We start from the raw sequence: 25,888 nt of genomic DNA on the forward strand, positions 1-25,888 counted from the left end.
AATCTAGCTCATCTTCGGACGATAACGCAGCGAATCGATAATCAGCGTCATCGCTCGCGAGGACTCGGATCGGCTGGCGTAATACGCGTGCAAACCGGGAAATGTCGGACACCAGTCGTCGAGCACGCGAACGAGACGCCCCGCCGTAACGTGAGGTTGCGCCAGGTCCGACGGTAGGTACGCAAGACCATAGCCGGCCAATGCGGCGTCGAGCATGTGATAGGTGCCGTTGAACGAGAACTGGCCCTCCACGCGAACCTGGACTTCACGACTACCCTTTTTCAGCTCCCACGCGTAAAACGCACCGAGTGTCGGCAGGCGCAGGTTGATGCAGTTGTGCGTCATCAGATCCTGCGGTTTTTTGGGCAACGGCTGCTTTTCCAGGTAGGCCGGCGTGCCGACGATCGACATCTTCATGTCCGCGGCAACGCGCACCGCAATCATGTCCTTCGCGACCTGGTCTCCGTTACGAATGCCGATATCGTAGCGGTCTGCCACGATGTCAGTTAAACCGTAGTCCGTGATGATCTCGACCTTGATCTCCGGATACTTACGGAGCACCTTCGACAACCTGGGCCAGAGGACCGTGTTGGTCGCGTAATCGGTCGCCGTGATACGAATCGTGCCGGCCGGTTTGTCGCGAAGCTCGGTGACGGCTGTCAGTTCGGTTTCGATCTCCTCGAAGCGCGGCGCCACCGTCCGCAGAATACGCTCGCCGGCCTCGGTCGGCGATACGCTGCGCGTGGTGCGCGTCAGCAGCCGCAGGCCGAGCCTGGTTTCGAGCGCACGGATCGTGTGGCTCAAAGCCGATTGCGATACACCGAGTTGGGCGGCCGCGCGAGTGAAGCTGCGTTCGCGCGCGACGGCGATGAAGGCGAGTAGATCGTTGAAATTTTCGCGTGGCATTGATGAACCGACCTCATGGGTGATTGTGGAATTTAACCACTAGTCACACAGGAGTGCACTGGTTAAATTGGTAGGGCGAATGCCAGCTTTTATTTAGAGTCGGTTGAGACACGCCGCATGAACTAAAGCCGGGCGCATTTGCACAGCCATGCAGAAATATTCATGAATTCATTTCATAAGCTCTTGCGGTTTCATGGACTTAATCTCTAGACGGCGAATGTCTATCATCCCAACTTCGCCGCTGTTTATAACGTGGCCCGGATGAACGTACTGCATGGAGAAAGCTAATGGACTATCGATATCTGGGCCGTAGCGCCCTCAAGGTTTCACCCCTGTGTCTGGGCGCGATGATGTTCGGTGGTGAAACGGATGAAGCCACGTCGAAGCGCATCATCGACAAAGCGTTCGATCAGGGCGTCAATTTCATCGATACAGCGGACGTCTACCACGCCGGCCGCTCCGAAGAAATCGTCGGCCGCGCGCTTGCCGAGCGCCGCGACAGTTGGGTCATCGCTACGAAGTTCGGCTATCCGGCAACTCAGGGCCCGAACGAACAGGGCCAGTCGCGCAAGTGGATTATCCAGTCGGTGGAAGCCAGCCTCAAGCGCCTCGGCACCGATTACATCGACATCCTCTACTTTCATCGCGCGCTGCTTGATGCACCGCTCGAAGAAGGTGTCCGCGCGATTGGCGACCTGATTCGCCAGGGAAAGGTTCGTTACTTCGGCTTGTCCAACTTCCGCGGCTGGCGCATTGCCGAGATCGTGCGTCTCGCCGACCACCTCGGCATCGATCGGCCGGTCGCAAGCGAGCCGCTTTACAACATGGTGGACCGCACCGCGGAAGTCGAGCAACTGCCCGCGGCCGCGCACTACGGCATCGGCGTCGTGCCGTATAGCCCGCTAGCTCGCGGCGTGCTGACCGGCAAATACGCGCTAGATGGCGCGCCGCCCGCCGATTCGCGCGTGGGGCGCGGTGACAAGCGCATCCAGCAGACCGAATGGCGGCCTGAATCGCTCGCGATCGCGCAGAAGGTTGCGGCGCACGCTGCGGAACGCGGTACGAATTCGATCGCCTTCGCATTGGCCTGGGTGCTTAAGAACAAAATCGTCAGCTCGACTATTGCCGGTCCTCGCACGGAGGCTCATTGGGACAGCTACGTTCAGGCGCTGAATCTGCAACTGGGACCCGACGATGAAAAGTTCGTGGATAGTCTGGTGCCTCCGGGTCATGCGTCGACCCCGGGGTACACGGATCCGGGATATCCGATCGAGGGGCGGCGAGCTTTCTAGCACCTCAAACCGGGCCGCCTAAGGATTCCGTGACCCAAAGTTCAGCATCCACCGCTCTCATTTTCTTGATCTCCTGACAGCCTCGCGAAAACTGGCCGCATACGATGGACGCACGCCGACCGTCCTTCATCCGAGTGCTGACATGGTTCCCTATCTGTCCGAAAGAGAAAATTCGATCGAGCACGTCAACGCAATGTGCTTGCACCTCTTCGACCGGTGGTGCGAAACCAGAAGCGTCGTGCCGCTGACGTATCTGCTAAAAGGCTGGCCGATGATGCACAGCGACCCCGAGACTCTCCGGCGACTTGGAACGGCATTACGCGAGCTCAGACGGCAACATTTGCACGATTCCAAAGATGCCGCCTTTCAGGAAGTCTGCGAGCTATCGGATTGTGTCGAGGATCTGCTGATCCTGTCGTCCCTGCCAACGTGGCTGACGAGCGGCTGGTAGCGCGAACGGAGACAGCCGGGCCCGCGCTTTCCGCGGATGGGCCGAGATCGTGCGCGATGATCGGCGAGTCGCCCGTTCCGGGCTGATCGGTCCGAGTTTCAAGAACTGCGAGACGGCACAGCAATACGCGCTCGAATGGGCGCGGCGGTGGATCGACGAGGAAAGCGGTGAAGACGGTGACGCCGCCGAACTTGACAGCGACGTCCGGCAGCAAAAAGCGCGCTCGGGGTGAGCAACGCATCGACGCGCCGGATGCCCCAGCGCGTCTGATGCGTCAATGCACCACGCCGAAGATCGCGTTGACGCCCTCCGCGGGCGTCAGACCCACGTCGAAGTAACCTTCCAGCCTCAAAGCGGTCGCGTCGTCGAGTATGAAAGGCGGCCGGATGAAGCCGGTCGCGAATGCGTGGTCGTACCAATCGCTCAACCACGCGCGCAATTCGGTTTCGTGCCCCGACAGCGTCCTCAGGTTGTCTGCGTTCATCGATGATCTCCTTTGTCCGGCCTTGTTCACGTCAACCGGCGAGCGGCTCGAAGCTCATTTTGCACAGGTTCTTTGCCGGCGGAAATACGTGCCAGGTACCGTCGTCGTGCCGGAAGAAGAACAGCAGGATCGGACCGTCCGGACGCCTGATTTCGACGCATACCCGGCAAGTCAGACCGTCCGGCGAACCATGCAGCGTGAGCACACGGACCGGCAGCGTGCCCGCCGTTGCCAATAATTTCTCGCGCAGTCCGCGTAGTGAGCTTTTCGTCGCATCTACATCTGCCCCCGCACTTCAGGTTCCCATTTAACAATCGTGGGACAACGGCGAGGATTCTTCAGTCAGCAGCGCCAGATTGTTGATTCGGGAAATGCTGCTTCGAGCCTCAGGATATCCCTAAAGTCTCTGCCACTCCGTCACCAGACCGTGCCTGATCGCATATCGGATCAACTCGGCGTTGTTGTTGAGGCCGAGCTTTTGCATGAGACGCATCTTGTGGGTGCTGATGGTCTTGGCGCTGAGCGAGCACGATTCGGCAATCTCGTTGATGCTTTGACCGGCGGCCAGCATCCGCAATACCTGAAATTCGCGGTCGGACAACACCTCGTGCGGCGGCGCATCGCCGGAATGCGTTTCGAAGACCATGGCGTCGACCAGTTTCGGGTCGATGAATCGCCCGCCTCCCGTCAATTTGCGGATCGCCGCGAGCAGCACGTCCGGATCGCTGTCTTTCGTCACATAACCCGTCGCGCCGGCGCGCAGCGCGCGCGACACGACCTGCGCCTCGTTGTGGATACCGAGCACGAGGATCGGCAAGGGCGGCTGCTCGGCACGTACGCGCCGGATCAGATCGACTCCGCTGATGCCGGGCATCGTCATGTCCAGCAGCACGAGATCGAAGCGTCTTGCGCGCAGCCGGTCGAGCACTTCCGAACCCTGTGCGGCTTCGGCGGCGACGACGATATCCGTGGTCGTCGCGATAATCTGTTTCAGGCCGCCACGCACCACGGCGTGGTCGTCAGCAATCAGGACGTCGATCATTTTCTGCCCCGCCTGTAAGCGGAATGTGAATGGAAATGGCGGTGCCCATGCTCTGCGCACTGTCAATGGTCATCGCGCCGCCGATCAGACGCGCGCGCTCCTGCATGCCGAGCAGTCCGTAGGAATAACCTGTACGCGCCAGATCAACGCGATTGTCGCCCGCTTGCGGAAGTCGTCTTGGTGGTTCAATCGGGTTCTCGACTGCTACGAAGCGTCGTCGACCGGAATGCGCACGGTAATCGACGTGCCGCTGCCCGGCGCGCTGAGCACCGAGATCTCACCGCCGAGCTTCCGCGAAATATCCGATCCGGCTCCAGGCGAAGGAGCGATAAGTCGCCTTTCGCCTTCAACACCGTGGCATTCGCCCGCAAGTGGCTGGGGTTTACCCTCCAACCCAGCGCTAACGCTTGCAATCAATTCGAAGAGAGGCTCAAAATGTAAGCGCTATCATTATGATTTCTGGAGTGAAGCTCACAGCAAAATTCCATGAGTGGCTCAGAAGCGCTGTTAAATGTAAGCGCTAATATAGACTACAGAACAAAGCCGTCGCCTTCGCGCAGGTTTGCGCCACGCTCGTCGTGATGCGCCAAAGGCGCGCGGACCTCGGTCCCACCTTCGCCGAGGTGGACGCGCACATTCCGGCCGCCTGGCATCGCATCAGCGCGGCTTGCTCACACCAACCGAAGACATGAAACGGAGACAACGATCATGAGCGCAACACCGAGCCTCGAGCAGGCGCCACCGAGAATCCGCCGCGCCCAGATCGTGGCGCTCACGCTGCTGATGGTGAGCGGCATCGTCAACTATCTGGATCGCGGGACGCTCGCAGTCGCCAACCCGCTGATCCGTCATGACCTCGGCCTGTCGCTCGGACAAATGGGGCTGCTGCTCTCCGCGTTCTCGTGGAGCTATGCGCTTTTCCAGTTGCCGGTGGGCGGCCTCGTCGACCGGATCGGACCGCGCAAGCTGCTCGGCATCGGCCTGATCGTCTGGTCGCTCGCGCAGGCGGCCGGTGGATTCGCCTCCACCTTCGGCTGGTTCATCCTCGCGCGAATCGTGCTGGGCATCGGCGAGGCGCCGCAGTTTCCGTCGGCGGCCCGGGTGGTCAGCAACTGGTTTCCGCTGCGCGCGCGCGGCAAGCCGACCGGTATTTTCAACTCGGCGTCGCCGCTCGGCACGGCGCTCGCGCCGCTGTGCCTGTCGGTTCTCGTCGTGCAGTTTCACTGGCGCTGGGCGTTCATCGTGACCGGCGTGGTCGGTCTCGTCGTCGCGCTCGTGTGGCTCGCGGTGTACCGCGACCCCGTCAAGGCCACCATGACCGAAGCCGAGCGGCACTATCTCGAAGGCGACGAAGCCGACCGCAAGCCGGCACCCACGGTCACCTTCGCCGAATGGCGCTCGCTGTTTTCGCACGGCACCACGTGGGGCATGCTGATCGGCTTCTTCGGCTCGGTCTACCTGAACTGGGTGTACCTCACGTGGCTGCCCGGCTATCTGACGATGGAACGCCACATGAGCCTGATGCATACGGGCGTCGCGGCATCGATACCGTTCTTCTGCGGCTTTCTGGGTTCGCTGACGGCCGGCTGGTTCTCCGATCTCATCACGAGCCGCAGCACGAGCCCGGTCGCGAGCCGCCGCAATTCGGTGGTGATCGCGATGCTCGGCATGGTCGCGTTCACGATTCCGGCGGCGCTGGTCGAGAGCAACGCGATCGCGATCGTGTGCATCTCGGTGGTGATCTTTCTCGCGAATGCCGCATCCGCCAGTTCATGGGCGCTCGCCACCGCTGCCGCGCCGCCCAACCGCGTCGGCTCGCTCGGCGCCATCCAGAACTTCGGCGGTTTTCTGGGCGGCGCCTTGGCCCCAATCCTGACGGGCTATATCGCGCAGAGCTGGTCGTTCGTCCCCGCGCTGCTGACGGCCGCGGGCATCGCGTTCATCGGCGCAATGAGCTACCTCCTGCTGGTGCGCAAGCCGATCGAAGACCAGCCCACCCCAACCGAACCCGTGCGAGCGCCCGCGTGAATACGCGCGCCGCCTCGACTCAACGAACCCTTTCCGGGAGATCACGAGCATGACCACCTCCAAGCAAGCCACCACGTCGGTCGAAGGCATCGTCCCCGTGATGCTGACGCCGTTCGACGATGCCGGCGCAATCGATTACGCCGGACTCGAACGTCTGATCGAGTGGTATATCGCACATGGATCGGACGCGCTCTTCGCCGTCGCGCAGTCGAGTGAAATGCAGTTCCTGACGCTCGCCGAGCGTGGGGCGCTGGGACGTTTTGTCGTCGACAAAGTGGCGGGCCGGATTCCGGTCGTCGTCTCCGGCCATATCAGCGACGACCCCGAGGCACAAGCCGAGGAACTCAACGTCGCCGCCGCCACGGGCGCACAAGGCATCGTGCTGGTGACGAACCGGCTCGACCCGAAGCAGCAGGGCACGGAGACGTTCGCGGCGAATCTCAGGCAACTGCTCGCGCGCCTGCCGTCCGACATTCCGCTCGGTTTGTACGAATGCCCCGCGCCCTACCGCCGCCTTCTCTCCGACGACGAATTGAAGCTATGCATCGACACCGGCCGCTTCATCATGTTGAAGGACGTGAGCTGCGATCTCGCTACGGTCAAACGGCGCGTCGCGCTCGCCGAAGGTTCGCCGCTGAAAATCCTGAACGCCAACGCGGCCATTGCATGGGACGCGATGAAAGCGGGTTCCGCCGGCTTCAACGGCGTGTTCACGAACTTCCACCCGGATCTGTACAACTGGCTGCGCAACGATGCGGCGCAAGACCCGGCTCTCGCGGAGGAACTCGCTACGTTTCTCGTGCTCGCCGCCGTCTCCGAATCGCTCGGCTATCCGGCGCTCGCGAAGATCTACCATCAACGGATCGGCACGTTCGGTTCGATTCGCTGCCGCGTGATCGACTACGATGTGCGCGAACGCTTCTGGGCGCTCGACGCGGTGCTCGACAAGATCGTCGCCGGCACCGAGCATTTTCGTGCCCGTATCGCGGCACTCGGTGCGAACCGCTCGGTTCGCTAGCGTTTGCCGGAAGGATTTCCGGATCACAGGAACGTCCGCTGAAGCTGTCACGCGCGCCCACGCTTCGCGCGCGTCTGCGGCGGTAAGATGGCGGGCGTTCCCCGATTCACTCTGCGCGTTCCAACCTGATGCCTGACTCCCTCGACCCGCCGGCCGCCGCCCGCACCCAGACGAACCGCGCACGCCGCGGCACAGGCCGCAGCGTGCTTTCCGATGTCGCCAAGCTCGCGGGCGTCTCCACGGCGACCGTCTCGCGGGTCTACAACGAGCCGGACAAGGTCTCCGCGAACGTGCGCGAGCGCGTCGAGCATGCCGCGCTCACACTCAACTGGTTTCCGAATGCTGCGGGCCGCGCCCTCGCCTCCACGCGCAGCCACATTGCCGGCATCATCATTCCGACGCTCGACGACCGGGTGTTTGCTTCACAGGTAAGCGGCATGCAGGCGGCGTTCGCGGCGCGCGGCATCACGCTGGTGCTCGGCTGCTCGAACTACGACCCCGCACAGGCGCTCACGCAAGTGCGCGCGATGCTGGCGCGCGGCGTGGAAGCGATGGCAGTGGTGGGCGAGGCTCATCCAGCCGAACTGTTCGATGCGTTGCGGCTCTACCGCGTGCCGTATGCGGTCACGTACGCGTATCGCGAGGACAGTCCGCACACCTGCATCGGCTTCGACAATCAAGCGGCCTACGCCGAGATCACCGAACATCTGATCGGCCTCGGGCACCGCTCGTTCGCGGTCTGCATCCAGCCGACGCGCGACAACGACCGCGTGCAGGCACGCGTCGCGGGTATTCGCGCGACGCTCGAACGTCATGGGCTCGCCGTGCGCCCGGAGCATAGGTTCGAAGGCGAATCGACGATGGGATTCGGACGGCGCAGTCTGCGCACGATCTGGCAAGCGCCGGGCGAGCGCCCCACCGCGATCATCTGCGGCAACGACCATATCGCGCTCGGTGTGTTGCGCGAGGCGGAGGAACTGGGCATCGCGATTCCGGGCGAATTGTCCGTCACCGGCTTCGACGATCTGGAAATGGCGCAGGAAATCCGCCCCGCGCTGACCACGATGCGCGTCGACACCTACGAGATCGGACGGCTTGCCGCGCAATATCTGCTCGACACGCTCGACGGCAAGCGTCCGCTGCACGGGCACGAGGTGCACGCGCTGTTTCAGCTCAGGCAATCGACGGGACCGGCCGCGAGATAGCCTCGCGGCGCGGCGCCTGATTGACGGACTACAGCGTGGCGGTCACGCGGCCGTCCACGTAAAGAATGTGACCGCTGACAAAGTTCGAAGCGTTGCTTGCCAGAAAGACCGCGGCGCCGACGAGATCTTTCACATCCCCCAACGCCGTGACGGTTCGGATATAACGGTATATCGCCCCCGCGAATCACGCCAAGACAGCTTCGTTCGCGCACGATAGCAAACGCTTATGAAGCGCGATTCTCCGGGGCGTTTGCGCTTCGACCGTCAGGATCTTGCGGGTTTGAAGCCAAACCGGATCACTAGCCCTCCAACGGCCATCAATCACTCATTGAGTCCCCGTGATCGCCACGCGCTTTGGCTGAAGCGAAATAGGTCTGCAACGCAGGGGCCGAATGGTCGCTCAACGAGCAGATTCGCGCCAGCCAGTCGGCCTCCGCGGGCCATTCCCCTTCCACCACGCGCGGATAGATCTGCCGCACGAACTGATGCAACGCCTTTGCGCCGATATTGCCGCTGATGCCAAGCAGGACGTGCAAGGCGCCGTGCGTCGATTCGAGGTCGCGGGCCGCCACGCTGGCGGCGAGTTGCGCCACAGTCGAGCGAATCTGTTCGATGCCGTTGAGGAACGTCTGGTCCAGCAAATCGAGCGCCACCAGTTCTTCGAGGTGTTGCTCGTCGAGCAGCGGGCCTTCCTTGATCGGCGCTGGCTTGCCCGTTTGCGCGGCGAGCGTCTGCGCCGGTTCCGCTTTGATCGGCGCATGCGACGCACGTTGCTGGGCAAACTGTCTTGCGAGAGAAGCATAGAGGGCGCCGATCTGCACCGGCTTGATCATGACCTCGTTCATGCCCGCGGCGAGACATGCCTGCACGGCCTTCATATCGGATTGGCCGGTCAATGCAACGATGGGGATCTGGGCATACGCGTCGGCACGGGCGCGAATCGACGCAGTGGTTTCCACGCCGCCCATTCCCGGCATGTTCATGTCCATCACGATGGCATCGATGGCGTCGTTCGCCTCCAACCTCGCCAGCACGGCCGGCCCATGCTCGGCCTCGACGACGCGTGCGCCGCATCGCTCCAGATAACCTTTGGCAATCCGCCTGCTGTAGGTGTCGTCGTCCGCCACCAGAATCGTTTTGCCGGCGAACCCGTCGAATGGATGGCTGTGAACGTGCCGATTGCCGCTTTCGAAGAGCGCCTGGAGCGCGGTGATCAGTTCCACCGCACTGACGGATTTGCTGATCATGTCGTCCATGCCGGCGCGCCGGGCGAGCACCCGCGTCACATTGCCCGGCTCTGCCGTATAGGCGGCGATCAGAACGTTCCAGTTCGAGTGTTGATGGTCGGCGCGGATCTTCTCGGCAGTGGTGTAGCCGTCCATGACCGGCATATTGATGTCCATCAGCACGAGGTCGTGCGGCGCTGACTGTTGAAGCACGCTCAACGCCACCTCGCCGTTTTCCGCCTCGCTCACGTCCGCGCTGACCTTCGACAACGCGCGGCGGCTTCGCGCCCGCTGAGCGGCATCGTCGTCCACGACGAGAATGCGTTTGCCGGTAAAAAATGGCGTGGCGCGCTCACAAATCTTCTGCTCGTGCTCTGCCACCTCGCGGCTGGAGACGACGGGGAATTGCAGCGTAAACTGAGTAAATTTCCCGACTTCCGAGCGGCAGGCAATCGTGCCGCCGAACGCGCGCATTGCGCGCTGGCAATAGGCAAGGCCGAGCCCCGTACCCGCCGAATTGCCCGCGCTACGGAAGGGCTCGAACAGATGCGGCAGGAGGTCGGCCGCGATGCCGGGGCCGGTGTCGTGAACCAGCACCGTCTGGCGGTCGATCGTCAGCGTCAGCGTCGCCAAAGGATGCGCGGCAATGTGATGCAGCGCGTTCTTGATCAGATTGAACAGCGTGAACAGATAGACGGTTTCGTCGACCTTGAAGGTGAAGTCTTCCAGCACCACGAGCCGGACTTTGGCGCGCTCCTTCTGATCGCCGAAGCCGTATTCGTCCAGCGCTTTACGCGTGGTGCCCGCCGCGCTCAGATAGGTGAAGTGATCCGGGCGAATGGGTTTCGCGCTGACTTCATCCAGTGTCATGGCGATGATGCGCAGGCCCCGATCAATCGACAATTGGCCGTGGGCGAGATGCCAGTAAAGCAACGCCGCCCTGTCATGCGACATGGCCGGCGACGGGTTGGCATCCGTCACCGCGGGCAGTGCCTCTTCCATGCGATCCAGTACGTGCCTCAGCTGGCTGAGAGGATTGCGCATTTCATGAGCGATCGAGCCGGCGAGCGCGCGAAACGCCACATTTTTTGCCTGCGCGACGATGCCCTTCAGGTTGCTGTAACTGAACGTAAGGCCGGCGAAAATACCGAATGTAAAAACCGGCAGATACGTGTAGAGAAATAGCTGCCCGTCCACGTGGAGGGATTGCGGAATAACGACCCTGGCACACAGGACGGCAAGACCAATACCCAGAATCAGATTGAGTGCTAACGCAACGACCAACGGAAAGATGGCGATCAGGAAAAACACCATGCCCAGCTCGGCCATTGACCAGAGCATCGAATAGTGACCGGCGATCAGGTAGTAAGTGAAAAAAAACGGTAGCGTATAGGCTACCGTTACGAAGTAATACCACGGCAGGAAGCGCACGACCGAAGCGGGCCAGAAACGGCGCAAAAGCAGCAGCGCGCAGGCGGCTGTGCCGAACGCGCGCATCAGCAGGCTTTCATTGGGTTGAGGATCGATGTAGGTCCACCAAAGCCAGTACAGCGGATGTCCGATCGTACCGATTACGCCAACAGCCAGCACGCTGTAGTCCGACACCTTGGCCGAGTCATAAACCAGTCGGTTGAGATAACGGATGCTCCCTGAAATGGCTCTCATGTCGCGCTTTATCTTGACTTTTCCAGCCTCAGAATTTGAAGCTGCTGACGTTGAACGACATGCCGGCGCTGCCGACCCAGCACAGCACTCTGTCGCCTCTCTTCAACTGCCCGCCGTCCTTTGCCAGTGAAATGGCAGCCGGAATCGAAGCCGAAACGAGGTTTCCCGTCTCCGGATAGATGTGATACATCTTGTCGTCGATCCCCACCTTGGCGCCATAACCCTGCCACGCTGCCTTGGAGGATGCGTGGGTAAAAACGATGTCGATGTCTTTCTTCGGAACAGGCAGTTTAGTCAATACCGCGGACAGCTCGTCCGAATTCTTGTGAAGCTCATGGCCGAATGACGTGAAACGCATCTCGCCGTTCTTACCGATGCGCTCGGTCGGGTGGCAATACCCTTCGTAGCCGGGAATGGGAATGGTGCACAGGTCCGACACTGCCGGCTTCGCGCGGAAAGCGAAGGTGAAGTTATCCGGCTCTTTGGCGACGAGCAAGGTAGCGGTCGCCGCCTCGCCAATCGTGAACGACGGCAACGTATATTCGATTTGAGCCTGGCTCTTCAACGCGAAATTCCCCGGATAGAGTGGACCGCCGGCAAGCATATTGAACTCGGCATTCACAATCATAGCGTTTCTGTACTGACCCGACTTGAAAAGGCTGTCGATGATCGCCATGGCCCGGGTCCAGCTCATGCAGGCGTCGACCACATCGAAACACTCGGCGTTGACGAAGCCGAGCGTGCTGGCCATCATGTGGCTGTTGCCGGGCTCGAGGAACCCTCGTCCAATACCGACATAAATAAACAGCTCGATATGTTCCGGCTTCAGATACGTTTCCGATAGCGCCTTGCGCGTCGCCATCGCGACGTGATCGATAGGCGACTCGTGGCTTTCGCACCAGCGCCGGTTGACCAGTCCGCTTCTGTCGAGCAACGTCTTGATGGTGCGCATCCCCCGGTCGATGTCGCCCTCGTAATCCTTGGAATGAAATCGAATCATATCGATCACTTCCTCGTTCGTAACGATCCTGGAGGGCAAGCTGACGGCTACGTTCTTAATAAGCATAAAGAATCCATGAAAAAATTAACGCGGTGGGTAGAAGTACGTTTTGCGCCTATGGCACGCGAGTATCTGGGACGCCAGATACGCGGCCTCGCGGCGCTGGTACATTAACGCGTCCACCGCGATTCATGAAAAAAGTCCCGTCTGGCGTGTTGCCAATGGGAATGTGGGGTGGCGTGGAGGGTCGAACCTGAAGCGCTGTAGATAGCCGAGGCTCGAATATCCCGTGCCGAAGTCGTCGATGGCGACGGTATAGCCGCGCGACTGCAGCGCTTCGATCGTGCGGCTCGTCTTCTCGATGTTCTGCATCGCCGTCGTTTCCGTGATCTCGAACCTCACGCGACACGGATCGACGCCAGCCGCGTCGAGCAGCGCGTCGAAGCGGGCCACCAGGTCCGGCACGTTGAACTGGTTCGGCGAAAGATTCACCGCCACGATAACGAATTCATCTCCGCCGAGCCGCGCGACCATGTCGGTATGGCGCAAGTCCTGGCGCAGACGCTCGGCGCACACCTGGAGCAAGTCGTCGCCGACGCCGTGGCCGAGTGAATCGTTAATCGACTTGAAGCCGTCGAGGTCGATGAAGAGCACGGCGAACATGGATTCTTTGCGCGTGGGAATCAGCTTCCGCGGACCGTGTCGCATCAGTGCGGCGGCGTGTAGTCCCCGCTGCTCTAACGGCTTGCTGGCGGACAACTTTATGCTTTTGTCGCGTTGAGGTTGCGTCGGGTTACGGTGCAGGCGCTGCACCCGGCGGGTCGCGGTGCGGATATGCGCGGTGGCGATCAGCGGCGTGTCCTTCTGCCTGGATGAGCCCTTTTTCATGTCCTGTTCCGTCAAGAACGTGACCTCATCCGCCGCGTGCGTCCGCAGCCTCCTTCAAGCGACTAAACTCGGCTTCGGTCTTTCGAGGGGGCGCTTCTCTCAAGCGAACCCCACCCCTCGATCTTTCAGCCTGCCGCTCCCTCGGGCGGCAGGCTCTTTTTTTGTGGACCGCTTCAAATTCAGGCAATAGTCGCTCGTGACCTAAGAGGATCAGGTCGATGCATGCCGCCCCAGGTTCATCCACGATTGCGACTGCTGTCCTCACCCGTGGGTCGAAGACGACCACAGTTCCAGCGGGAAAACCGCGTGACGCTATCGAGGAAAGCATGCAACTACCGAACGTAGACAATTTCATCAAAGACTGGCAACACGGCGTCACCTACAACATCTGCGCCTATCGCAAGCTTTCAGTTCAAGAGATGACACGCGCGATGCAAGTCTTTATACAACAACAGGGCGAGCGTCAACCGAAGCAAGGATCAGTCGTCAAGATCTTTTCCCTGGTCGGGTTTGGCGATCAGTAGCCGTGGTGAAGCCTTAGACGTCAATTGACGGACGCTGGACGCGCTCGCCATCGCACGCTAACTGCATGCTGCGCGGCAAGATAGACAGTGTCGACTAAGCCGTCTAATCCAACCCTGACAGCAGATCGGCGATGTTCGTGTTAGGCAATCGCTTCGCAACCATGTCCCAGAAGATCACGTCGCGCATCGCGCTGGCATCTTCCGCCGTCCTCCATTCGCGCGCACCGACGATGGAATCGGCCGTTTCGCGAGCTGCGGATACGATTGTCTGAATGTCTTGTTTATGCATGAACCCGTTAACGGTCGCGTGCTGAGCTTATTTAGCCTCATGCGCAATCGTTTGCTGAAAATTTTTTACCCACTGCTCCCCCGCTTGGGACGATGTCAGTGCGGTGACCGAACTGAACATAGCGCATCACGGAGTTCAAGCGTTCGCCGCGCTCAAGGAGGCGAGACAAGGCGGCCGCGCTACGGCTCAGGTGAACAGCGATGCAGGTGAGCACGCACTTGCAATCCGCGTATCCTGAAAGCCAGGGCGAAATTCTACCTCTTCCGATGTGTCGCACCGTTTTGCGGCGCCTATCGGAAAACTTAAGTCCGAAAGGAGCACACCGTTGGGGCTGCCTCGCGAGCGACCTGAGGCACATGTTTTCCCAACATCGGCCGCGGCGCTTAATGGCAACACCCGACGCGGTGCAGCGAATGCACCACCTTTGATCAATCTGACTGGCATGCATTCACCACAAAATATTTCGTCGCTAATGGACTATGCACTGTTATTGAGCACAATTATCCCAACAACGATATAAATCGATAAAGGGATGCGCTATGCATGCCGTCCCAGTCTGTTGCGATATACGATAATCCTTTCTCAATCTTACCCAATCACGGAACGAATCAGCCGCTCAGCAAGGCTGCTCGCCATCTCGCCGCTCAACGTCCACAACAGCCAATGTGTTGGTTAATTCAGCCATGAAATACTGACAAGAAAATTACACGTATAGCATGCTCTAATAAGAAAAAAGACGGAGTCTTGGGGAGAAGTCTCTGTAGACCACACATTTCCGGGGAAAAATAAATGGATTTGGTACATACTCTGCCGCGCAGTTCGCGGCACAGTGCCGTGCCGATGCAAACGAACGCTCTGACTCGCGTCGACATCGCGCTGTTCAACGGATTCGCATTGCCTACGGTCGCTGCACTCATCGAGATTTTCCAGAGGGCTAACTCGCTAGTCACCGCACCGCGGTCGGGCCGCGCACGTTACGACGTCTCGCTGCTTTCCGCCGCGGGCGGGCGCATCGCCAGTTCGTCATCGGTCTTTGTCTGGACCGACGATGTCCAGTCGCATCGAGGCACGAATGAGCCGCACCTGTTGTTCATTGCAGGCGGCGCCGGCGTGCAGCAGGCATGCCGCGACGAGCGGTTGAGTAACTGGCTTCGCCGCAGGCATCCGTTCAGCGAGATCGTGCATCCGATCGCGGAAGGCCAACTGCTGCTTCAGGCCGCCGGACTGCCCAGCCGTTACTGCCCGCTTCTCTATGGAGACAACGAAGCACCCGGCCTGCATCCGGCGCGGTTGACAGAAGCGCCGGGCGCCGTATCGACCGCGCTGCGTATCGTTGAAGAGGATCTCGGTGCCGATCTGGCGCAGCGGGTTGCCGAGTCGATCGCGCCGCAACCCAAGACGCCTTTCAGCTCGTCGATCACGCTTGACGTGACGCCGCAGATCAGCGAGAAGATCCTGGCGTCGGCCCGCTGGCTGGAAGCGAACGTCGATCGTCCCATCTCGATCGACGACGCGGCGCAGGTCGCAGCGATGAGCGAGCGCAACTTCCTGCGTCGCTTCAAGAGCGAGATCGGCATGACGCCCTCCGACTATCTGCTTCGCGCACGTCTGAATATGAGTTGCCGGATGCTGGTTGAATCGCGTCTGCCCGTCGACAAGATCGCGCGCCGCTGCGGTATCGGCAGCGGCGGGCAGTTGTCGAAGCTGTTCAGGAAATATCTGGAGACGACGCCGACGGACTATCGAACGCGCAACCACGTGGCACAGCAGAAGCCCAAAGCACAGGTACCGCATCAACGGCGTGAGTTCGATCCAGGCGTTCGGATCGAAGCCGACTACACAAGTCAAGTCGAAGCGTAAGACAGAACCCGGCGGTACATCGCTACCGCCGGAAGATGACCACGGCCACCCAAGTCTATGCAGGGCCAAGATACTTGAATGATCATGCCGCGTTGAGCCCTTCTTATGTCATGTTCAGTCAACAACGTGACGCCATCCGCCGCTCGCGTCTTGAGTCTACTTCGAACGAATACACTTGGCGTCGGCCTTTCGAGGGGCGCCTCTCTCAGTCAACCCCAACCCCTCGATTTTCTGGCCTGCCGCTCCTTCGGGCGGCAGGTTCCTTTTTTCTCCGCCATATCAGGTTCGAGTCGCGTGTCCAACTACGCGCCAGGCGTCTCGCGAGGCACATGCATCCACGTCCTTGATACATACGAAAACTCCCGAATGGAGCGCAGATGGATGAGAAAGTGACTTATGTGTACGAGTACACGGGTGGTTTTGGTACGTACCGTACTACTGGGAAAAGGTTCGCATGTCATCTCCCCCTTGTCGGCGACAATGTAGTCATGAAGGTCGATGAACTGGGATTCGATGATGTTTTCAAAGTGAAGTCACAACTCTTCGAGTACGACAAAGCTGGATCCTTGACTGTTACATTGACTCTGTCTCATACCGTCACATAGGATCACTACATATCGATGATAGATAGTTTTCTTCGTTACGACAGGCTTGAATGCATGGTCTCGTAGCGCTCCCACAATAGGCCTGCACTTACATTCATTCCGCACTGTTCTATGCATTTTAATGGCGCTCTTTATCGGGCTCACATTCGATATTTCAATTCAGAATAAAAATTAACGCCTTTTAGTTCTTTGCTCGATATTCCATCGAAACCAACTCGATAGAGTGCATTTCACACTTACTCAAGAATCGCCCACGCTGTCAAATTAAACCCGCCAGTTATCCAACGGATAATTCCCTTGCCCCCAGAAACACACCATAAATTTGGCAATTCTGGCCAACACCTTGGCAAATTCGGCCAGTCATTAATGCAGCGCAACAACGTTATGTAGCATTCGATCAAACAATTAAAAGCGGCTTAGAGACGGCCGGCAAGTCACTCATTTCCGGGGAAGTACGATGGAGTTTCTTTGCAACGTGAAGCATAAGAATGCACTTCAAGCACCCGCTTCGCCACAGACCCCCGGCGTAAACCACATCGGTATTGCATTGTTCAATGGATTTGCTCTACCCGATGTGGCTTCCATCATCGAGATATTCCAGTCGGCGAATGCCCTGAGTGATGCAGGCGAGCCCCGCCGAACGCGCTATGAGGTCTCGCTTTTGTCGGCATCCGGTGGACGTATCGCCAGTTCCTCCTCGGTGTTCGTGTGGACCGATAGCGTCGAATCTCGCGGGCACGACGATAACTTCCGCGCGCTATTCATTGCAGGCGGCACCGGCGCAACGAATGCGTTCCGTGACGATCGTCTGATCGTGTGGCTTCGGCAGGCGTTTCCGAGAAGCGGTATGGTCCATGCGATCGCTGAGGGACGCCTGATGCTCGAAGCGGCGGGTTTCTCGAACGCCTACGGTGCGCGTATTGAGAACGACGGCCACGCACGAAGCGCATTCCCATCCCGCCCTCTTGTCGACTCGCCAAGCCCGCTGCGAACCGCATTGCGCATCGTTGGCGACGATCTCGGACCGGTAGTCGCGCAGCAGGTCGCCGATTGGGTTGCGCCACAGGGCGAAACGCAGTTCAGCGCAATCCTGCGTAGCAAAACGGCATCGCACATCAGCGACAAAATCCAGGCGTCCGCGCAATGGCTCGAGGCCAACGGCGCTCGCCCGATATCGATCGACGATGCCGCGCAGATCGCGGCGATGAGCGAACGGAATTTCCTACGGCGCTTCAAGAGCGAAATGGGTGTCACCCCGTCGGAATATCTGCTCTATGTGCGACTCGACATGAGCTGCCGCCTTCTCGCCAAAACAAGCTTGCCCGTGGACAAGATCGCGCGTCGATGCGGCATTGGCAGCGGTGGACGGCTCGCCAAGCTGTTCCGCAAGCACCTGCTCACCACGCCGACGGAGTATCGAACCAGCAAGCAAGGTTCGCGCAGAACGTCGTAACGCGCGCAAGCAGCAAATCCACGGTCTCTTTCCAGACGCCTTAGCGAATCTGGAACGCTTAAGTGGTACGCTCGAATCGCTCATCTAGCGTTTGAGCAAGCGCGTCCCACCAATGGGGCCGCACAAGTCCGAATCGCTCACCAAAGCGGTCGTTGTTAAGAGCCGAATTGCGCGGCCGCGCCGCACGCGTCGGAAACGCCTCGCTCGGTACGGCTTCGATGTGGGTGACACGTACCCGACCTGACGGCGCGAGATTGCGCGCATAGTCGATGATCGCAGAAGCAAAGCCATGCCAACTGGTCACGCCTCGCGATGTCAAATGAAAAAGTCCGCTTTGAAAGCGTCCTTCCCGACGCTCGCGCATCGCTTGCGAAATAGCGTGCGCAGTAACGTTCGCAAGCATTCTTGCCGAAGTCGGTGCGCCGACCTGGTCATCGACGATCTTGAGCGCTTCACGTTCTCCGGCGAGCCGAAGCATCGTCAGCATGAAGTTTGCCCCGCGCGTCGCGTAGACCCAGGAGGTCCGGAAGATCAGATGATCGCATTCGGACGCGATGATTGCGAGTTCTCCGTCGCGCTTGGTCGCGCCGTACACATTCAGCGGCGACGTCTCGCAATCTTCCGAATAAGGCTCCGCCGACTTTCCGTCGAATACGTAATCAGTCGAAAAATGAACGAACAATGCGCCCGCGCGCTTTGCCGCGCGGGCCATTACGTCGACCGATTCGGTATTGACGAGCCGTGCCGTTACGCTATCGTCTTCCGCCTTATCGACCGCCGTATAGGCTGCGGCATTGACAACGACGTCCGGACGGTAAAACCTCATCAAGCCGTCAAGCAACACCGGCTTGCTGAGATCCGCAACTTCCCGATCCCAACGAACCACCTCGCCCAGCGGCGAAAGCGAGCGTGCGAGTTCCCAGCCGAGTTGCCCCTGTACGCCTGTGACCGCGATTCTCATCAGTAAACCTCAGCCTCGTTGAAGCGGCAACCGGCGGCGTCTTTCGATGAAACGAACGGATCACCATTCAGTTCCCATTCGACGGCGATGTCCGGATCGTCCCAACGCAACGTACGCTCGTGTTCCGGGTGCCAGAATGCAGTAGCTTTATAAAGGAATTCAGCGACATCTGACAATACGACAAAGCCGTGTGCAAAGCCCGGCGGAATCCATAGCTGCCGCCGGTTCGACGCGGACAACCGCACGCCGACCCATCGCCCGAACGTGGACGACCAGCGCCGCAGATCGACCGCGACGTCGAACACCTCACCCACTACAACCCGAACCAGCTTGCCCTGTGGATGCTGGATCTGGTAATGCAGGCCTCGCAGAACGCCTTGCGCTGAAATCGAATGATTGTCTTGCACGAACGTATAGCCGCGTGCCACTTTTTCCTCGAACTCGACCTGATTGAACGTCTCGAGGAAAGCACCGCGTGAATCTCCAAACACGTGCGGCTCGATCACCTTCACGTCGGGAATCGCGGTATGTCGAACTTGAATGGTCATGTGAGGATGGTCGGAATGAGAGATGACAGATATCGGCCGTAATCCGTCTTTTGCAAAGGCGCAGCAAGGCGGGCCAGTTGCTCGGCATCGATCCAGCCACGCCGGAATGCGACTTCCTCGGGGCTTGCAACCAGCAAGCCCTGCCTCTGTTGCAGCGTCGCGATAAATGTCGCCGCATTGATCAGCGATTCGTGCGTCCCTGTATCGAACCAGGCAAAGCCTCTACCCAGCGTTTCCAGATGAAGCGCTTCGCGCTCCAGGTAGTGCCGATTCACGTCCGTGATTTCCAACTCACCGCGTGCGGATGGCTTAATGTTCGCAGCAACATCGCAGACGTCGCCGTCATAGAAATAAAGACCTGTAACAGCAAAATTCGAGCGCGGCTTCAGAGGCTTTTCTTCGATCGTCAGCACCTTACCCCGTGCGTCGATCTCCACCACGCCGTAGCGCTGCGGATCGTGCACGTGATACCCGAAGACCGTCGCACCTTTGGTCCTCGAATGCGCATTGCCCAGATGCGCACCCAGGTCCGCGCCATAGAAAATGTTGTCGCCCAGAATCAGCGCGGACGGTTTGCCATCGATGAATTCGCGGCCGAGTATGAATGCTTGAGCGAGCCCGTCCGGTGACGGTTGCACAGCGTACGTGATCCGCATACCCCACTGGCTGCCGTCGCCGAACATCGCCGCGAAGCGCGGCGTGTCATCCGGCGTCGAGATCAGCAGGACCTCGCGAATGCCCGACATCATCAGTGTGGACAGCGGATAGTAAATCATCGGCTTGTCGTAGATCGGCAGCATCTGCTTGGAGATAACGCGCGTGATCGGGTACAGCCGCGTACCAGACCCGCCAGCGAGAATAATGCCCTTACGGTTCGAGTCCATAGTTCACGCTCTCTTGAGTACGCTTTCGGGGATCCAGCGCCGATATGCGCCAGAGCGGATTTCTTCGAGCCACGCACCGTTTTCAACGTACCACTGCACCGTCATCGACAAGCCGCTCGCAAACGTCTCGCGCGGCACCCAGCCAAGCTCGCGACGCAGCTTCGTTGCATTGATCGCGTAGCGCCGGTCGTGTCCCTTCCGGTCCGAGACGAAAGCGATCTGGTCGCGATAACTGCCGCTCTCGCGCGGCTTTATCGCATCGAGAAGATCGCAGATGAAATGAACGACTTCGACATTGGTTTTCTCGTTATCGCCGCCAATGTTATATGTCTCCCCCGGCATGCCACGGGCGAGCACCGTACGGATCGCCTCACAATGGTCGCGTACATACAGCCAGTCGCGCACATTGCCGCCATCGCCGTAAACCGGTAGTGCGTCGCCGCTCAGTGCACGTTGAATCATCAACGGAATCAGCTTCTCCGGGAACTGGTAAGGCCCGTAGTTGTTCGAACAGTTCGTCGTCAGCGTAGGCAACCCATAGGTGTGATGGTATGCGCGGACGATATGATCCGAACTGGCTTTCGACGCCGCATAGGGACTGTTTGGCGCGTACGGTGTCGTCTCAGTAAATGCGGCATCGTTGGCCGACAGCGAGCCGTACACTTCGTCCGTTGACACATGCAGGAAGCGAAACGAAGCACGTTCCCCACCGCTTAGTTGCTCCCAATACAGCCGCGCAACATCGAGCAGTTCACCGGTGCCCGTCACATTTGAGTCGATAAACTCGCGTGGACGGTCGATGGAGCGATCGACGTGACTTTCCGCTGCAAAGTGCACCACGGCACGCGGCCGATATTGTTCAAAGATAGCGCTCATGGCCGCGCGATCGCCGATATCGCGACACACGAACACATGACGAGGATCGTCGTGCAGCTCTCGCAACGTGCCGTAATTGCCGGCATACGTCAGTTTGTCGATATTGAGTATCGGCTCATCGTGGTGGGCAAGCCAGTCGATGACAAAATTTGCGCCTATAAAGCCGGCGCCACCCGTTACGAAGATCATTTGAAGTTCTCTTAGATGACGGCTCTTACACTTTGAATCGTAAAGGCACGACTATTTTTCTATCGGCCATATAGTTGGCGCATTCCGACATTCGCCAGTTCCCGCTCGATTCGCTCGAACTTACTCATTCAGATCGATCCTGTGAATTCCAGAATGCAATCCCTGACGACTCGCGTCACGAAACTCGCTCGGCGTGAGAGAGAGGCGACGTCTGAATATTTTTGCAAGTCGCTCGCCACTTCCCATTCCGCAACGTCGCGCGATCGTATCGATCGGCAAACTGGTTCGCTGGAGCAGGCTGCACACGACACCCAGTCGAATCTCGAGCAAATACTCCGATGGCGTGATTGACGCCTCCGCCCTGAAACGACGCAAAAACGTTCTTTCGCTCATATTTGCGACCTCGGCCGCATGCGCAATTGAGATCGGATGCATGTAGTTTTCTCGCAGCCAATTCGCCCCCGCTCTAATCGGTGTCGTCCATTCCATCGATGACGCGTCGATGGTTTGTGCATCGCGACTATTAGTCGACGCCCGAGGACTCGCGTGTTTTCTCACAGCATTGCGCGACGATGTGAGATAAAGCAGAATCTGCGACTCGATCTGTTTTCGCGCGTGCGTGCTGGTCGCCGCCAACGCCGCGACAAACGACACCCCTGCTTCCGTCATGGATGGCGCCAGTCTCGAGCGCGCCCGAGTGCCACCCAATCGTCGCCCGCGCCGCGCGGTACTCGTCGAAGCCATCACGAATCGATACAACGAGCTATCGCTATCCCACACGACGACATCGGCTCGCGCCACCAAGGTCGACACGACGCGCAACACGTCCGGGTCCTCAGCCGCGCCCACCCTGGACTTCGCACCGACCACAAACACCCCGTCGAATTTCTCCGATAAACGAGGTTCGACCGGATCTGTCCAGATCCGGATTGAAAGCGAGTCATCAACATAGCCGCCTCCAATCGACAGTAACGACACTTTGAATATCAGGCCAAGCGACGCCGACGTTTCCTCCGCGATATCGTTGCCGTGAGCGCGGTTAAAGATGTCCGCAAGTGCGTCGACCTCCTTGACGGAGAACCCCGCGAACACGACTATCGCAATCTTCACTTCCGATTCCATGGAAGGTGCCGCGACGTTATCGGAGAATGCTCCTTTAGCTCTTGTGCGGTTTGTGTATGGGTGCATGTTCCTGTTTCCGCGGCCAGCGCTGGCTTTGTCACCTATCTTGACTGCCGATATTACTCACAGCGTGCTGTCGACAACGATCGCTGGCCCCGGGGCCATGGATTTGTCTGAAATAACGCCAGCCGCTGTGCCAAACACGCCGAGCATGCACCTTTACTTCTTGAAAACACCGACAATGTGGTGGTGTTCGACTACCAGTAGCGACGTAATCCGTCGTTCGTCGAGCAATGCCAACGCGTCCTGCACGCGCGTCGCGGGAGACACCATCGTGGGCTCTCTGGACATGAAGTCTCCCGCGCATTTTTCGAACGCATGGGGACCGTGGACCTCGATCAAACGGCGAACGTCACCGTCGGTAATCAGGCCCGAGCCCGTTTCGTCACGAACGATCGCAATCCCAAGACTGCCGCGCGTCATCTCGCTGACGATTTCCATGACCTTCGCATCGGGCCCGACGAACGGAAGCTTGTCGCGGACCATCTCATCGCCCACGGTGCTCAGCAGTCGCCGCCCAAGCGATCCTCCCGGATGAAAACGCGCGAAGCCCTCGGGCTTGAAATCGCGCGCCTCCATTAACGTCACGGCGAGCGCATCGCCCATCGCCAGCGTCGCAGTCGTCGAAGCGGTCGGCGCCAGTTGAAGCGGACAAGCCTCTTTCTCGACACCGATATCCAGATGGCAATGCGCCGCGCGGGCAAGTGTCGACTCACGATTACCCGTCATTGCGATCACGAAATTGTGATTGTTTCGCAGAAATGGGAGCAGTTGCACAACCTCGTGGGTTTCGCCCGAATTTGAAATGGCGAGAAACACGTCGTCACTGGTGACCATCCCGAGGTCACCGTGATACGCCTCGCCGGGATGCATGAAAAACGCAGGCGTGCCGGTGCTCGCGAAGGTCGCAGCGATCTTCTTACCGATGATTCCAGACTTGCCCATGCCGCATACGATCACACGGCCGCGCGTTTCGAGAATGCGCGCTATCGCTTGCGCATAGTCGTCGTCCAGACCCGACGCGAGCGCGGCAACGGCACTGGACTCCAAAGCGAAAACCCGTTTCGCCGACGAGATGTAATCGTGGGCCGTCATGATCTCCCCGAAGCGTTCACAAAAAGTATTTCCCTTACTCGCGCGACATCCTCTTTCGTATCGACACCCGGCGGCGGGGGCTCCGGCCATTCGAATACGCGGATCGGCATACCCAGCCAGATCGCACGCATCTGTTCCAGTCTCTCGAGCTCTTCAAGTTCGCATGAAGGTGTCTCCGTCAGCCTGTAGAGCGCCGAGCATCGATAGGCGTAGATACCGACATGACGCAAGTACGCGGACAACGGCCAGTCGTCCGGCGGAAGATCGCGGCAAAACGGAATTGCGGAACGTGAGAACACGATTGCCTGCCCCTGCGCGCCGACCACCAGTTTGACGACGTTTGGATCGGTCAAGTGGGACACTTCCGTTAAAGGCACCGCAACAGTCGCCATGTCGAAGGGCTGAGCATTCGCACAGAATTGCACGAACGACGCAAGCAACGGCTGTGGAACGAGCGGTTCGTCGCCCTGCACATTGACGACCAGATCGTCTGGATTCCAGCCCAATTCACGCGCGACTTGCGCGCACCGATCAGTTCCGGACTGATGTTCGGGGTCGGTCATCCGGACGGGAATCCGGTACGCCTCCAGACTTCCGATAATCCGCTCGTCATCTGTGGCCACCACAACGTCCACCGTCTCGGGCAATGCTGCTCGAACGGCTTCATAGACACGTACGATCATCGGCTCGCCCGCCAGATCAATGAGCGGCTTGCCGGGCAAGCGAGTCGACCCAAAGCGAGCCGGAATCACCACGTGGATCGAAGCAAGGTCACTGGACGATCGCACTGCGCACCTCCCCGGTCAAAAACGATTGATACATCTCGTCAAGCGTCATCCCGTCGGCCAGCAACACGTTCTCGGCGACTTCGCGGGCGACACCGTGACCGCCACGCGCGCGCGTGACATGATCCGCGTGACGCAATACAAGCACGTGTGCATCGCCGGGGGCGAACGCGCGTCCCACGCGCAACATCACTGGCAAATCAATCACGTCGTCACCGACGTAGACGATCTGCTCGTCCTGCAATCCCCGCTCCAGCTTGATCGCCTCGTACGCGGACAACTTGTCGCGGCTGCCGGTCACCACCACGTCGAAACCGAGTTCTTTTGCCCGGCGCGTCAGCGGCGCACTCGATCGACCGGACAACACGCCGGTCGCAATGCCGTATTCCCGCAACAATCCGATCGCCACGCCGTCGCGTACGCTGAAAGACTTGAGGTATTCACCGTCGCCATTGAAATGCAGCGAGCCGTCCGTCAGCACGCCGTCCACATCGAATAGAACGAGGCGGATTTTCCCCCCATACTCCCGTGGCCTGCTCATTGAATATCCAGCGCCGGCAAACTCTTGATCAGATCGTCAAGGTCCTTCATTTGCTGGAGAAACGGCTCGAGCACGGCAAGCGGAAGCGCGCTCGGACCATCACAGCGCGCGCGATCTGGATCTGGATGTGCTTCCAGAAAGAGACCACCCAGGCCGACCGCGAGACCGGCACGCGCGAGCTCGACGGCCTGGCGACGCCGGCCGCCTGAAGCGGCGCCGCCCGGATCGCGGTATTGCAGACTATGCGTCACGTCAAAGATCGCCGGCGCGCCGTCCGACGCTTCGATCATCTGCCGAAAGCCGAGCATATCGACCACCAGATTGTCATAGCCGAACGAACTACCGCGCTCGCAGAGAATGACGTTGTCGTTACCGACTTCACGGCACTTGCCGACAATGTGAGCGACCTGCGAAGGGCTCATGAATTGCGGCTTCTTGATGTTGACCACTCGGCCCGTTTTGGCAATAGCCACGACGAGGTCCGTCTGCCGCGCGAGAAATGCCGGCACCTGGAGCACGTCGACGACCTCCGCAAGACGTGCGGCCTGCTCGACCTCGTGTACATCGGTGATGACCGGCACGCCGAACTCACGTTTGACCGCTTCAAAGATCCTCAGACCTTCATCGATTCCGACTCCACGGTAAGAGTGGATCGACGAACGATTCGCCTTGTCGAACGAAGCTTTGAAGACGAACGGAATGTTCAACTTCGCCGTTGTGTCGACATAGTGGCGGCAGGCATTCAGTGTCGAGTCGAGGTCTTCGAGGACATTGATGCCGCCGAACAATACAAACGGCAGACGGTTCGAGACCGTTACCGCGCCTGTGATTTCTACCGCACGATCGTTTATCTTCATCGCTCACATCCACGCCAGAAAGAGTTAGAACGGT

25 protein-coding genes and 2 pseudogenes are annotated in these 25,888 nt (G+C 59.4%); 9 read left to right on the plus strand and 18 right to left on the minus strand.

Annotated features, from left to right (window positions below; genetic code table 11):
* Positions 1 to 3: 3 nt before the first annotated feature.
* Positions 4 to 906 (minus strand): LysR family transcriptional regulator, encoded by a 903-nt coding sequence (locus HF916_RS25655; RefSeq protein WP_168791563.1) that lies wholly within the window; start codon positions 904 to 906, stop codon positions 4 to 6.
* A 287-nt stretch (positions 907 to 1,193) separates the two neighbouring features.
* Here HF916_RS25655 and HF916_RS25660 point away from each other — a divergent pair, with 287 nt between their 5' ends.
* The 3 genes and pseudogenes from HF916_RS25660 to HF916_RS49945 all read left to right on the plus strand — a co-directional run.
* Positions 1,194 to 2,198, plus strand: coding sequence for an aldo/keto reductase (locus HF916_RS25660; RefSeq protein ID WP_168791564.1), 1,005 nt, complete (start codon positions 1,194 to 1,196; stop codon positions 2,196 to 2,198).
* A 142-nt stretch (positions 2,199 to 2,340) separates the two neighbouring features.
* Positions 2,341 to 2,649, plus strand: coding sequence for a hypothetical protein (locus tag HF916_RS25665; protein WP_168791565.1), 309 nt, complete (start codon positions 2,341 to 2,343; stop codon positions 2,647 to 2,649).
* Positions 2,650 to 2,677: 28 nt separating this feature from the next.
* Positions 2,678 to 2,810 (plus strand): annotated as a pseudogene (locus HF916_RS49945) (transposase); the annotation flags it as partial.
* 113 nt (positions 2,811 to 2,923) lie between these two features.
* Here the strand turns inward: HF916_RS49945 and HF916_RS25670 are convergent.
* The 3 genes from HF916_RS25670 to HF916_RS25680 form a co-directional block, all read right to left on the minus strand.
* Positions 2,924 to 3,133, minus strand: coding sequence for a hypothetical protein (locus HF916_RS25670; RefSeq protein WP_168791566.1), 210 nt, complete (start codon positions 3,131 to 3,133; stop codon positions 2,924 to 2,926).
* 31 nt (positions 3,134 to 3,164) lie between these two features.
* The gene (locus tag HF916_RS25675; RefSeq protein ID WP_240975498.1) at positions 3,165 to 3,368 is read right to left on the minus strand and encodes a hypothetical protein; all 204 of its coding nucleotides are present in this window, start codon (positions 3,366 to 3,368) and stop codon (positions 3,165 to 3,167) included.
* Positions 3,369 to 3,530: 162 nt separating this feature from the next.
* Positions 3,531 to 4,175 (minus strand): response regulator, encoded by a 645-nt coding sequence (locus HF916_RS25680; protein ID WP_168791567.1) that lies wholly within the window; start codon positions 4,173 to 4,175, stop codon positions 3,531 to 3,533.
* A gap of 708 nt (positions 4,176 to 4,883) precedes the next feature.
* Between HF916_RS25680 and HF916_RS25685 the strand changes: the two genes are divergently transcribed.
* The 3 genes from HF916_RS25685 (at position 4,884) to HF916_RS25695 (ending at position 8,426) form a co-directional block, all read left to right on the plus strand.
* Positions 4,884 to 6,203: an MFS transporter gene (locus tag HF916_RS25685; protein ID WP_168791568.1), complete on the plus strand. Its 1,320-nt coding sequence runs from the start codon at positions 4,884 to 4,886 to the stop codon at positions 6,201 to 6,203.
* A gap of 49 nt (positions 6,204 to 6,252) precedes the next feature.
* A complete protein-coding gene (locus tag HF916_RS25690) occupies positions 6,253 to 7,221 on the plus strand; it encodes a dihydrodipicolinate synthase family protein (RefSeq protein ID WP_168791569.1) in 969 nt (322 codons plus the stop codon).
* 128 nt (positions 7,222 to 7,349) lie between these two features.
* Complete coding sequence (locus HF916_RS25695) at positions 7,350 to 8,426, plus strand: LacI family DNA-binding transcriptional regulator (RefSeq protein ID WP_206001858.1); 1,077 nt, start codon at positions 7,350 to 7,352, stop codon at positions 8,424 to 8,426.
* A 28-nt stretch (positions 8,427 to 8,454) separates the two neighbouring features.
* Here HF916_RS25695 and HF916_RS25700 read toward each other — a convergent pair.
* The 4 genes and pseudogenes from HF916_RS25700 to HF916_RS52085 all read right to left on the minus strand — a co-directional run.
* Positions 8,455 to 8,579 (minus strand): annotated as a pseudogene (locus tag HF916_RS25700) (SDR family oxidoreductase); the annotation flags it as partial.
* Positions 8,580 to 8,743: 164 nt separating this feature from the next.
* The gene (locus HF916_RS25705; RefSeq protein WP_168791570.1) at positions 8,744 to 11,317 is read right to left on the minus strand and encodes an ATP-binding response regulator; all 2,574 of its coding nucleotides are present in this window, start codon (positions 11,315 to 11,317) and stop codon (positions 8,744 to 8,746) included.
* 28 nt (positions 11,318 to 11,345) lie between these two features.
* A complete protein-coding gene (locus HF916_RS25710; protein ID WP_240975628.1) occupies positions 11,346 to 12,317 on the minus strand; it encodes a 3-oxoacyl-[acyl-carrier-protein] synthase III C-terminal domain-containing protein in 972 nt (323 codons plus the stop codon).
* A 189-nt stretch (positions 12,318 to 12,506) separates the two neighbouring features.
* Positions 12,507 to 13,205 carry a diguanylate cyclase domain-containing protein gene (locus tag HF916_RS52085; protein WP_431311415.1) on the minus strand — a complete coding sequence of 233 codons (699 nt, stop codon included), beginning with the start codon at positions 13,203 to 13,205 and terminating at the stop codon, positions 12,507 to 12,509.
* Between the two features lie 326 nt (positions 13,206 to 13,531).
* Here HF916_RS52085 and HF916_RS25720 point away from each other — a divergent pair, with 326 nt between their 5' ends.
* A complete protein-coding gene (locus tag HF916_RS25720; protein ID WP_168792156.1) occupies positions 13,532 to 13,729 on the plus strand; it encodes a hypothetical protein in 198 nt (65 codons plus the stop codon).
* A 103-nt stretch (positions 13,730 to 13,832) separates the two neighbouring features.
* On the opposite strand, the gene HF916_RS25725 is transcribed toward HF916_RS25720, so the two are convergent.
* Complete coding sequence (locus HF916_RS25725; protein WP_168791572.1) at positions 13,833 to 14,018, minus strand: hypothetical protein; 186 nt, start codon at positions 14,016 to 14,018, stop codon at positions 13,833 to 13,835.
* A gap of 789 nt (positions 14,019 to 14,807) precedes the next feature.
* Here HF916_RS25725 and HF916_RS25730 point away from each other — a divergent pair.
* Positions 14,808 to 15,878 carry a GlxA family transcriptional regulator gene (locus HF916_RS25730; protein WP_168791573.1) on the plus strand — a complete coding sequence of 357 codons (1,071 nt, stop codon included), beginning with the start codon at positions 14,808 to 14,810 and terminating at the stop codon, positions 15,876 to 15,878.
* 1,266 nt (positions 15,879 to 17,144) lie between these two features.
* Positions 17,145 to 17,936: a helix-turn-helix domain-containing protein gene (locus HF916_RS25735; protein WP_431311416.1), complete on the plus strand. Its 792-nt coding sequence runs from the start codon at positions 17,145 to 17,147 to the stop codon at positions 17,934 to 17,936.
* A 58-nt stretch (positions 17,937 to 17,994) separates the two neighbouring features.
* On the opposite strand, the gene rfbD is transcribed toward HF916_RS25735, so the two are convergent.
* The 9 genes from rfbD to kdsA form a co-directional block, all read right to left on the minus strand.
* On the minus strand, positions 17,995 to 18,897 hold the full coding sequence (rfbD, locus tag HF916_RS25740; RefSeq protein ID WP_168791575.1) for a dTDP-4-dehydrorhamnose reductase: 903 nt from the start codon (positions 18,895 to 18,897) through the stop codon (positions 17,995 to 17,997).
* The gene (gene rfbC, locus HF916_RS25745; protein ID WP_168791576.1) at positions 18,897 to 19,445 is read right to left on the minus strand and encodes a dTDP-4-dehydrorhamnose 3,5-epimerase; all 549 of its coding nucleotides are present in this window, start codon (positions 19,443 to 19,445) and stop codon (positions 18,897 to 18,899) included. The genes rfbD and rfbC overlap by 1 nt, the downstream gene beginning before the upstream one ends.
* Positions 19,442 to 20,329, minus strand: coding sequence for a glucose-1-phosphate thymidylyltransferase RfbA (gene rfbA / locus HF916_RS25750; protein ID WP_168791577.1), 888 nt, complete (start codon positions 20,327 to 20,329; stop codon positions 19,442 to 19,444). Before rfbA ends, rfbC begins: the two co-directional genes overlap by 4 nt.
* A 3-nt stretch (positions 20,330 to 20,332) precedes the next feature.
* Complete coding sequence (gene rfbB / locus HF916_RS25755) at positions 20,333 to 21,394, minus strand: dTDP-glucose 4,6-dehydratase (RefSeq protein ID WP_168791578.1); 1,062 nt, start codon at positions 21,392 to 21,394, stop codon at positions 20,333 to 20,335.
* A 120-nt stretch (positions 21,395 to 21,514) separates the two neighbouring features.
* Positions 21,515 to 22,516: a helix-turn-helix domain-containing protein gene (locus tag HF916_RS25760; RefSeq protein WP_168791579.1), complete on the minus strand. Its 1,002-nt coding sequence runs from the start codon at positions 22,514 to 22,516 to the stop codon at positions 21,515 to 21,517.
* 219 nt (positions 22,517 to 22,735) lie between these two features.
* Positions 22,736 to 23,671 carry a KpsF/GutQ family sugar-phosphate isomerase gene (locus HF916_RS25765; protein WP_168791580.1) on the minus strand — a complete coding sequence of 312 codons (936 nt, stop codon included), beginning with the start codon at positions 23,669 to 23,671 and terminating at the stop codon, positions 22,736 to 22,738.
* Complete coding sequence (gene kdsB, locus HF916_RS25770; RefSeq protein ID WP_168791581.1) at positions 23,668 to 24,459, minus strand: 3-deoxy-manno-octulosonate cytidylyltransferase; 792 nt, start codon at positions 24,457 to 24,459, stop codon at positions 23,668 to 23,670. Before kdsB ends, HF916_RS25765 begins: the two co-directional genes overlap by 4 nt.
* Complete coding sequence (locus HF916_RS25775) at positions 24,443 to 24,997, minus strand: KdsC family phosphatase (RefSeq protein ID WP_168791582.1); 555 nt, start codon at positions 24,995 to 24,997, stop codon at positions 24,443 to 24,445. The genes kdsB and HF916_RS25775 overlap by 17 nt, the downstream gene beginning before the upstream one ends.
* Positions 24,994 to 25,854 (minus strand): 3-deoxy-8-phosphooctulonate synthase, encoded by an 861-nt coding sequence (kdsA, locus tag HF916_RS25780; protein ID WP_168791583.1) that lies wholly within the window; start codon positions 25,852 to 25,854, stop codon positions 24,994 to 24,996. Before kdsA ends, HF916_RS25775 begins: the two co-directional genes overlap by 4 nt.
* Positions 25,855 to 25,888 lie beyond the last annotated feature (34 nt).

The organism is Paraburkholderia aromaticivorans, assembly GCF_012689525.1.
In the GTDB taxonomy this organism is placed as follows: domain Bacteria; phylum Pseudomonadota; class Gammaproteobacteria; order Burkholderiales; family Burkholderiaceae; genus Paraburkholderia; species Paraburkholderia aromaticivorans_A.